Raw genomic sequence first — 9,467 nt, forward strand, 5'->3', positions numbered from 1 at the left:
GACCTGCTGCCCGCCCTCGCCGCGCGGGTCCTCGGCACCCCGCTCACCGTGGTGACCGGTGAGGGCCGCGACCAGCTGTTCCTCCCGCACGGTGTCGATCCGGCCGCCGTCGACCCGTCCGCCGACCCGGTGCTGTACTCCGCCGACGGCTTCTTCCACGCCGCCCTGCCGCCAGGCGCCCCGGCTCCGGTCAGCACCGCGCTGCCGGCTCCGGCGAGTGCAGGGACATCCGGCACGGGCACCGGGGACGCCCCGACCGGGCAACCGGCGAAGCCGCCCGTGCACCGCAGCCACACCACCGTGCCCTGGCTGCCGCCCGCCGACGGCAGCGGCCCGCTCTACCGCCTCGCCCGCGACGGCGTCCTCACCGCGCCCGATGGCGCCACCTACACCCAGGGCACGCCCACCGGCCGCGGCAACGGTTTCTTCGGCGCGCTCTCCACGGCCCTGCGCCACGCCGCCGACCGGCCCGGCCTCGACCGCCGGGAGGCAGCACGGCTGCGCACGCGCGCGGGATCGTCGCCCGCCCAGTTGCTGCGCCTGAACGGCCTTCCCGGCGACCCGGCCGAGCACGACTCCCTCTTCGGCCCGCCGCCCATGAAGGTGCGTCCAGGAACGCCCGCACCAAGCCGTGAAGCCCTCGACGGCCACCTGCGGCGCCACCTCACACACGCGCCCTGGAGCCCCGGAGCCGACCGCGCGGTGGCCGAGTGGGCCGCCGCCGTGACGGGTGCCACCGTCACCCTGATCGAGGAGAACGGCACCGCCCACACCTACCTCGGCCCGGCCGGCGACAGCGGCCCGCACCTCCGGCTCCGCCGCCGCGGCGGCGACTTCGTCCCGCTGGTGGAGCGCACCCCCGCCCCGCAGTCCTCGCAGCCCGTGCCGCCTGCCCCGCCCCTGTCGCAGCAGGACCCGGCCGCCGTCCCCCTGCCCCCGTCCCCGGCGGGCGGTGACCTGCCAGGACTCCCGGGCGAGGAAGAGGCGTGGGAGCTGAGCATGCTGTCCGGCGCCGAAGCCGGCAAGGCGCCGGAGACGGCAGGTACCGCGGACGGACCGCTCCAGCTGCCGCCGTCCGCGCGTGCACGGCGCTCCGAGGCCGAAGCGCTGGCGCGGTTCCGTTTCACCGACGACTCCGCCAGTGGGGACGACGCCCCGGACGCCGGGCACGAGGCGTGGCTCGGCCTCCTCTTCGGGCCCGCGGCCAGGCACGATCACTCGCACGAGACGCTCGTCGACACGGTTTCGTCGCTGCGGGACCTCGCGCGGGGGAACGCGGACCAGCCGTCCGTGGCCACCGGCATGTCCGACGAGCTGCACGACCTGGCCAGGCAGGTGCTGCACCTGGACCCGGACTCCGCCGTGCACGGGCAGCACCTGCTGCTCCTCGGCTCCCTGGCCCTGAGCGCCTCGCCGGACGAACTGGCCGACGCCGACGCCCTCACGTCGTACCTCACGCGCCACGACGCCGCCCTGGACCGGGGCACCGTGCTGCTGTCGGAGGACGGTACCGGACGGAACTGGACCGGCACCGGCGGCCAGGCGCTCCCCCTGAACTCGTACGCGGCGGAGAGCGAGGACGGCGGCCTGACCACCTGGACCGCGCCGTGGTCGGAGCCGTACGTGGTCCTCGCCCAGGAGAGCGCGGACTCCGTCCGGCTGGTCACATCCCGGGGCAGGCTCACCCTCGACGACCCCGGTGAGTTCGCCCGGCTCCTCGCGCGGGACCCGGCGCGGCCCCCGGGTGCCGATGTCGTCCTGGCCTTCCCCCACGGTGACATCGCGTCCCTGGCGCGGCACGTCGCCGACCTGACCGGCTCCAGGGTCTGGTACTCGGAGCACGGCCCCCAGCCGTCCACGGACTGGCGTTCCGGCACCGACCACATCACGCTGGGGCCCGTCCCCGGCGGGATCGGCGCGGCGTGGACCTCCGTCGGACCGGGCACGGACAGCGACAGCGAAGGGGACTTCGAGGACATCGTCGCCCTGTACGGGGAGGAGTCCGAGTCCGCTGACGGGATCGAGGCGCGTCGGCCCGAGCCACTGACCACGAGGAACTACGGGGTCGTGGACCACCGCGGTGACGGCGTGCTCTTCCGCAAGCCCGGGGGCCTCCAGGGCACCTGGCAGACCCCGCAGGCGCTGGCGGACGTGGAGGGCGCACCCCGACTGGCCATGTCCGTACAGGGCTACCACGAGACACTCGCCACCCAGCGGCCCGTCCTGCGGATCTCCTCGGACCGTACGCTCGCGGTCGAGAACGGCGCGTACGGGCAGCAGGTCTTCGCGACGGCGGAAGCCGTCGCCCGCGCGTCGGTCGGTCTGGCGCGTGCGGGCCTCGCGGTGCGTCTGCGGACCGACGAGGACCTGAGCATCCTGCTGCCCACCCCCGACGGGAGCACGAAGCGGCTGTTCCGCGTGACGCCCGACTTCCTCACCCGGTCCGGGCAGTCATCGGAGGAGATCTGCCGGGACTTCGCCGACATGCTGGCCGACAACGCCCGCACGTCGCACGTGGTCTTCCGCGATCCCCGCACCGGCCAGGCGGTCACCGCGCCGGTCAACGCCTCCGACGGGGCCGAGGTCACCGGCACGCACCACCTCGCCGACGCCCTGGGCCATGTCGCGGACGGCGACGTGGCGCCCGACAGGGTGGATCCCGCCTGGGCGTCCTCGTACGTCCGCCGGGACGACCGGCCCACCGGCGGCGACGGCGGCCCGCTGCCCGGCCACGCCTACGGCAGCGCACTCAGCCTCGACCAGCCGGTCGACCCGCGCCGCGACGCACTGTCGGACGCCGCGAGACGGATCGGGGTCAACGAACACGCGTGGGCCGGCGTCGGCGAGGGCTACGTCGTCCAGTCCGTCGCGGCGGCCGGGGCCGAGGGCCAGCCGAGCCTGGAACGCAACTACGCCAAGCCGCGGTCCGGTATCAGCCGCTCGCACTTCGGCTACCACTTCGCCACCGTGGTCCTGGCCAGTGAGGACGGCAGTCACCAGATCTCCCTGGAGAACCACGCGCGGTCCTCGCAGCGGAACGCCCGGCACCGCGGGGAGGCGAAGGCGAGCCTGAGGGTGCACAACCTCAAGGCTCTGCGGGAGGCCGCGGCGCGACTGCGCGGGGAGATCGAGCAACGACAGGAGGCCGGCGCCGACGAGCACCTCACCGAGCTGCGCGCCCACCTCGACCTGACGCTGGCCCTGGTACGGGCGAAGCAGGCCCAGGCGGACATGCGCGCGGCGCCCGCCGGCTCACCGGAGCGCGCCGCCGCCGAGCGGACACTGGAGGGTGCCACGCGCGCCGCAGCGCAGCGCATCGGCCAGCTCGAACAGGTCATCCCCGGCAAGAACCAGTGGTACATGCGGATGTACTCCCAGCGGCCGGGGGAGTCGGCCCACGACACCAACGCGGAACTGCTGACCGACAGGCCCGCCGCCGAGGCGAACCCGCTCACCGCCGTCGTGCTCCGCGGCCAGCAGGCACTGCCGGTGACCATCTCGTTCGAGAAGGGCGCCCAGCAGACACCCGACGGTGCGAAGCACCCCTTGCGGTACCTGGCCGGGATCGTGGCCAGGACGGCGATGTGGAACGCCGTCAACGGGCTGCCGCTTCCGGACGTCAAGGTCACCGGTCTGCGCAGCGGGCTCCTGACGGGCCGGGAACTCGCGAAGGCCCGTGCCGAGGCGGTGGTGGCCTCGTTCCGGCAGGAGCTGGCCGAGGCGCTCGCGGCGCTGCAGGACGGAACACCGCGACCGCACCTCACCGCCGACGCGATCACGGTCGATCCGGACTCGGAGCGCGGACGCGGGTCCGGCACCGCCGACACCGGTGCCGTGCACATCACGGTCGACGACCACCGCGGCGGACTGCGGGAGATCGCCACCCGTGGTCCCCGCGGCTCCCGGTCCGGAGGCCTGCTGGGCGGCTCGCCCGACGACGGCCTCGACCCCGTGGCCGAGCAGTGGCCGATCGGCCGCCCCGTCACCGTCATGCGGCCCCGCTTCGGCGGGGTCGACCCGGCCTCCGTCGTGCCCGCCGCCGGCGTACCGGCCACCGAGGCATCCGCGACGGACCTGCCCGGGAAGGGCAAGGCCCCGGCTGCGGAGGCCATCACGGACCTCCGGCCGGACCGGTGGTTCACGTACACGCGCCCCGCCGAGTCCCGTTCGGAGCCCTTCCGCTACGAGGTCGCCGACACCGGGCACATCAGGCTCCCGGACGGGACGGAGATCCCGCCCGCCGGGTGGACGCGGTTCGGCCATGACTTCGTCCACGAGGCGACGGGCACGATCCTGCGGGGCGACAGCGGCTGGATCGGCCGCGTGTCCAACATGGACACCCTCTCCGTCGTCATGGCCGACCTGGACCACGACTCGGCGCCCCACCGGATCGCGGCGGACGATTCGGCCCTGTACCTGGTGCCGGAGGACGGCGGCGACACGGCCCTGCGCATCCCCCTCCGGGGGACCACCGATTCCACCGAGCCGCCCCGCGCCCGCCTCGACGACCGGCCGCGCATCGTCGTGCGCTCGGCCTTCGACGTGCGGCGCTTCACCCACGGCGGCGAGACCGTCACCGACCTCACGGTGCGGCTCGCCCTGCGGCCGGGCGCCGGGCAGGCCGACACCGACGCCGTCATGGCGCGAGTGCTCGAAGGCGTGGAGGAGTTCTACAACCGACCGGGGCACAGGCTGCCCAACGGCGACCGGCTGCACGTCACCGTGGAACCCCCGGGGCCGGACGAGGACCCCCACCTGACGGTGGAACTCGTCGGCCGGGACCAGCAGATGAACCAGCGGGCGTGGTGGGCCGACGCCGGCCCGGTGGAGTTCGCGCACGAGCTGGGGCACCAGCTGTTCCTGCGGGACGAGACGCGGGACGCGGGCAACTCCGACCGGCTCCACGCGCCGGGCAGCCTGCTCGGGCCGTTCCGGGAACAGGCCCCCGACGGCCTCGCACAGAGCGGTCTGCGCCCGCGCCACCTCCAGCTGTGGGCGGCGGTGGCCGGAGACATCGAGGCGCACACCTCTCCGGAGGGGACCACCTGGGCGGACGCACGGAAGAACACGCCGGCGGAGATCCGGGAGCCGGCCTGGGTCGACCCGGTGTCGCTCCCGGCGGCATCCCCGCAGACAGGCCCGGACGGCGCGGTGCCGCCCCCGCTGCCCCCGGGGCGCGCCCTGCCCACGCTGGCGGAGGCGTCCGACGAATCGGAATCCGACTCGGACTCCGACGACGACCGGCCGTTCTGGGCCGAACCGGCCTGGCTGGACACGGTGTTCGGCCCCGAGCGCGGCGCCGTTCCGCGCGCCCGCCTCCGGGAGACCTCCGAAGCGCTGTACGACCTCGTCCGCGAGGAGGCGGAGGCACACCCGACGGCGCGGACGCTGCGCGACGGCCTGAAACGCGCCACCCGGCATGTCCTGCACATGGGGCGCGGGAGCCGTCCGGGCCCCGCGGACTTCCTGCTGCTCGGTTCGCTGGCGCTCGACGCCTCCTCGGACGACCTGGCGAGCGTCGGCGACCTCGCCCTCTTCTTCGTGGACCAGCAGATCCTGACCGGGCGGGGAGCCCTGGACGAGGGCACGCTGCTGCGCGACGACGAGGGCAACGCCGTCGGGCGCGACTTCACCGGACCGGGACAGCCGACCCCCGAACTGACGTCCTACGCCGTGCGCGGCCGGGGCCGGGTCATCCCACGGTCAGCTCCGTGGCAGAACCCGTACCTGGTCGCGGCCGACGCGGACGGCCGCGCCGTCGGGATCGCCGCGCCGGGGCGGACCTTCCGGGTGGACAGCGCCGACGAGCTGGCGATGCTCATCTCGTACGACTCCCAGCGGCCCCGCGGCGCGGACATCGTGCTGGCGCTCCCCCCGGAGTACGCCGCGACCGTCGCCTCCCTCGTCGCCGGTACGACGGGCCGCCGCGTCTGGTACCCGGAGGCGCCGGTCGGTGTGGCCACGCATCCGACGGCCGGGACCCGCCACCTCATGCTCGAACTGAGCGAAGGCGACACCGGTGCCGGCTGGGCCTCGGCCGACCCGGCCGCCGACGGCGGACTGCCCGGCGCCCGCGATCTGAGCAGCGGGAACGACACCGACAGCGCGCCCGACCCGGACGACGACGAGCGGTCCAGCAGCGACGGGGACGCGGAGTTCGACCGCATGGTCGACCAGGCCGTCCTCGAACGGCAGATCGAGGCGCGCCGTCCCCGGCCACTGACGACCCGCGACTACGGAGTCATCGACAAGCGGGGCACCGGGATCCTGTTCACCCAGCCTCTCCCACGGTCCGTGGGAGAGGTCCGGGGCGGCACCGGCCCCGATGCGCTGGTCCTCCCGCGCCAGGACCAGAGGACCGTCCCCATGGCCGACCGGCCGCCCCTGCACATCTCCGAGGACCGGACGCTGGCGACGCTCGCAACCGAGGACGGCACGACCGGCCGCAGCCGGCAGGTGTACGCCACCCGCACGGCGATCGAGCGTTCGTCGGCGCGGCTGGCCGGGGCAGGGGTCCGGCTGAAGGCCGACGAGTCGACCGGTGTCCTGCTGCCGAAGGAGGACGGTTCGTACGGCGAGCCGCTGTTCCTGGTGGAGCCGGAGTTCCTGACGGCTTCCGGCGGTCCGGAGCACGCCTTCACGCGGGACTTCGCCCGGATGGTGGCCGGCGCGGAAAGCGCGCCCCTGTCCCACATCGCCTTTCGGAGCCCCACCGGCGACATCGTCTCGACGGCCCCGGTGAACGCACTGCACGGCCGGGAGGTCACCGGAACCCACCACCTGGCCCACGCGCTGACGGAGGTCGCCGAGGGCATACGCTCCGCCACCGACGTCACCCCACGCTGGGCCGCCCGCCAGGCGGGCCGGGACAAGCGCTTCACCGGCGGCGTGGTGGGCGCCCCCACACCGGGCGAGCGTTACGGGCACGCACTGAGCTACGAGCCGCAGGACAACCCGCTGCGTGCCCCGCTGGCCTCGGCCGCGCGGCGCATCGGCGTCAACGAGTACGCCTGGGCGGGGGTCGGCGAGGGCTACCTGATCCAGTCCGTCAGCACCACGAACGACGGCGGCGCGCAGCTGTTCACGCACAACCACGCCGAACCCGGCGACCAGGTGGGCCCGCACGCCCCCTACCACTTCGCGCAGGTGGTGCTGGCCAGCGAGGACGGCACCCATCAGATCACGCTGGAGAACGAGACCCACTCCGGGAGCGGGCTCCCGGCCGGGCTTCTCGACGACGTCATCGACGAGAACCTCGACCGCCACAGCGAGGACGAACTGGCGCGGCTGGCCCGCGACGCCGAGCAGCGGGTCGCCGAGGCGAGGCAGCGCGGTGCGGACCACGCGGAGACCGACCGCCTTGAGGGCTTCGCGCGCGTGGCGAGGGCCCTGGCCGACCTCCGCCAGGCGGAGCGGATCCCCTGGTACTTCGACGAGGACCTGCCCGAGCACGCGTTGGCGTTGCGCGAGGTGGCTCAGGCGCGCTCGCGTGCCAGGGACCTGATCCGGGACGCCGCGCCGGTGATGGACGGCAAGGACCTGTGGTTCTTCCGGGCGTACAGCAAGCGACCGGGCGAGTCGGCGCACGAGGTCAACGCGGCCCTGCTGTCCGGCTCCTCGCCCGCGGTCGCCAACCCGCTGACGACCGTGGTGCTGCACGGCCACGCGCCGCGTTGGCACCAGCAGGCCATCCGCTTCGAGGAGGGGGAGCACGGCCTCCCCGCCGACGCGGACGGCACGATCGAGGCTCTGGCCCTCTCGCTCGCCCGCGCGGGGCTCTGGAACCGGGCCCACGGCCTGCCGGTGCCGGCGATCACCCTCACCGGGCACGGCAACCGCTCACAGTCCAGCGGCCAGGAGCGGGCGGATGCCGTGGCCAGGGCGCTCGCGGCCAGGCTGACCCAGGTCCTGGACACCTTCCAGGCCGGCCTGAGCGGGCCGCGCGTCGGCGTACGGGACTTCGGTCTCACCAAGGTGGCCAAGCGGGTGCGCAGCGCCACCGACCCGGCCCAGGGGCGCGTGGTGACGATCGAGATCGACGATCACCGTCTGGTCCCGCCGGGGGCATCGGCACCCGTCACGCCCCCGGGGGAACCGGCCCGGCCCGAGGAGCCCGCCCCCGCGCGGCCCTCCGGACCCCCGGCCGCCGATCCCCTGCCCGCCCCCGAGCGGGCCGGTTCCCGGCCGCCCGGCCGCCTGGCACAGCCGAGCCCGGAACACAGGAACAGCGAGGCACCACCGTGGGTCCTGGCGCGCATCCGGTACGCCGAGGAGTCCGAAGTCTTCGACAGGCGGCTGGGCGAGTACCTGGCCGAACACGAGGCGGTCACCGCCGAGTTCCGGAAGATGGCCACCGCCGCGTGGACGAAGGCGCGTCAGCGGTATCCGCGCGCGCTGGCGACGTTCGGCGACACCAGCAAGTTCAAGGCGGGCGCCGTCGGCACATCCCGCGAGGCTCTCCAGGGGGTGCTGAGGAGCGGGAACCTGCGGGAACTCGTCGCGTTCCTGTACGAGGGGATCTCCAACGACCTCGTGCCGGAGATGCTCGGCGGCGCAGAGGAGCAGCATCCGGAGATCGCCGCGGAGCGGCCGAGCCGGCGGCAGCGGGAGGCCTACGCCGCGTACATGCGGCGCGCCACGGAGATCCAGGCGTCGGACATGTCCCCTGCCGAGAAGGCGGCCGCGATCAGGGAACTGCCGCACCCCGTGGCGGATCCGGCACGTCCGGACGAGGCACGCCCGCCGCTGAGCGAGGCGGAGCGGCGGATCGCGGTCGACGAGGCCGGGCTGACCTGGATGCCCGCGACAACGGTGTACGACCTGGCGATGAGCGCCGACTTCCAGGGACGCTCCGAGGACTCCGGCGGCCTGGTGGCGACCGGCACCGCCGGGTCCACGTACCGCTTCGTCCTGCACGCCGCCCGCATGCGGGACCAGTGGGGCGTCGACCTGGACCTCGGGCTGATCCGTGCCGGGATGCTGGCCATCTCGCTGACGGTGGGCCATCACACCGCCCACGAGGTGATGCGCGGGGCCCAGCTGGCACTGAACGACGTGCCCGGCCACGACCCGGCCCTCGACTACACGGACAACTGGGGCCGGTACTGGAACATCTACCCGCTCGACGAGGCGGAGCTACGGGAGAACGTCGCGCGGGACGGACTCTTCCCCGACGAGCACGCCCAGGCGCTGCTGGACGAACTGGAACCGGAGCGCGTCACGGGCACCGTGACGCGGGAGGCCGGTGGCAGCGGCCGCGCCGTACTCCCGCACCGCCCTGTCCACACGCGGCCCGTCGCCACCGAGCCGAACCGCCCGGCCCCGCAGATGCCGAACGCGCCCGGCGCTCCCGCCACCGGCCAGGGCACCGCCGCCACACCCCAGGACGTCTCGCCCGACGACGCGGAGCGGCACCGCGAAGCGGTCCTCGACGCGCTGCACGGCCTGGGCGCCCTCAACGCCGTCGA

General features: G+C 74.6%; 1 pseudogene. It reads left to right on the forward strand.

Going from position 1 to position 9,467, the window contains the following annotated elements:
* Positions 1-9,467: pseudogene (locus VN520_RS07280) on the forward strand (hypothetical protein); the annotation flags it as partial.

Origin of the sequence: Streptomyces sp. (assembly GCF_035563135.1) — a bacterium.
Lineage (GTDB): Bacteria > Actinomycetota > Actinomycetes > Streptomycetales > Streptomycetaceae > Streptomyces.